Annotated in this window: 1 protein-coding gene and 1 CRISPR repeat array; the gene reads right to left on the reverse strand. The window is 37.0% G+C overall.

The annotated features are described in order from the left end of the window. Nucleotides 1-117: 117 nt before the first annotated feature. Nucleotides 118-1,093: a CRISPR direct-repeat array (repeat unit 37 nt; unit sequence GTTTCAATCCCTAATAGGGATTAGTTAATGTTTCAAC). Between the two features lie 34 nt (nt 1,094-1,127). Next, nucleotides 1,128-1,328 (reverse strand): hypothetical protein (locus AACS98_RS21390; RefSeq protein ID WP_232317190.1); only part of this gene is annotated, 201 nt, incomplete at its 5' end.

The following is a 1,328-nucleotide window of genomic DNA, read 5'->3' on the forward strand; positions in this document are numbered from 1 at the left end:
TCTTGTTTCTCTACCTTTATGTCATCTCTCTTTGAGACTAACTAGCAACTTGGGTTAATAGGGATTAGTTAATGTTTCAACACTACTCAAAAGTTTTGCACCGCTAACTACCATAGTGTTTCAATCCCTAATAGGGATTAGTTAATGTTTCAACCTGTAATAACTGTCTAGTGTTGGGTTGTAGTAAGTTTCAATCCCTAATAGGGATTAGTTAATGTTTCAACTCACAGCCAAAGGCACTCAAATTACTGTAGAAATGTTTCAATCCCTAATAGGGATTAGTTAATGTTTCAACATTAATCTGCAAGGATAAATTTCGCCACTGATGTTTCAATCCCTAATAGGGATTAGTTAATGTTTCAACTTTTAAAGTCTCAATTTCATCTGAATATTCCCAAGATTTCCGTTTCAATCCCTAATAGGGATTAGTTAATGTTTCAACTGAAGATGATTTAGATTTATTCTCATACTATGAGGAGTTTCAATCCCTAATAGGGATTAGTTAATGTTTCAACTTGCTAAACTACCACTTTGTTGTCATACCCAAAAGTTTCAATCCCTAATAGGGATTAGTTAATGTTTCAACCCGGTAGGTGTAAATGTCATCCTGAATAAACCTAATGTTTCAATCCCTAATAGGGATTAGTTAATGTTTCAACTATAGAGGATGAATCAAAATGGTGGCTCAATGATTTGCGTTTCAATCCCTAATAGGGATTAGTTAATGTTTCAACGGGATTAACTTTTAATTCAAAATCGGGGAGTATCTTGTTTCAATCCCTAATAGGGATTAGTTAATGTTTCAACGAAATCTCGTGAATTTGTACTTCAATCAATGTGGTTTCAATCCCTAATAGGGATTAGTTAATGTTTCAACTTGTGTTGATGCAATAGATAATTTTGCAGCAATGCAGTTTCAATCCCTAATAGGGATTAGTTAATGTTTCAACTCTTTGCTGTTGCCGTGTGCGGATAAGTCAACCAGTTTCAATCCCTAATAGGGATTAGTTAATGTTTCAACGACTTCATCGGGTAAAGAAATAACTAATTCGTACCGTTTCAATCCCTAATAGGGATTAGTTAATGTTTCAACTGCGGCGACCTGAAACACGGTCTGTATTTAGTTTTCAAGGTTCGGTTGCGCGGATGGTGTAATTGTAGCATGAAAAATTCTGATTGGGAAGTACCAAAATGCCTGAAACCCTTGCGGGATAAGGTGCGCGGGTGTCTTGAAACAGAAAATCGCCAAAAGCCTGACTCTGCCTAAACTTCAGCCGTTGTTGCTCAAAGCCGATTTTTAACACCCACCCATCCGCGCGGGGAGGGGG

The organism is Anabaena sp. CA = ATCC 33047 (genome assembly GCF_963870205.1).
Classification (GTDB): domain Bacteria; phylum Cyanobacteriota; class Cyanobacteriia; order Cyanobacteriales; family Nostocaceae; genus Trichormus.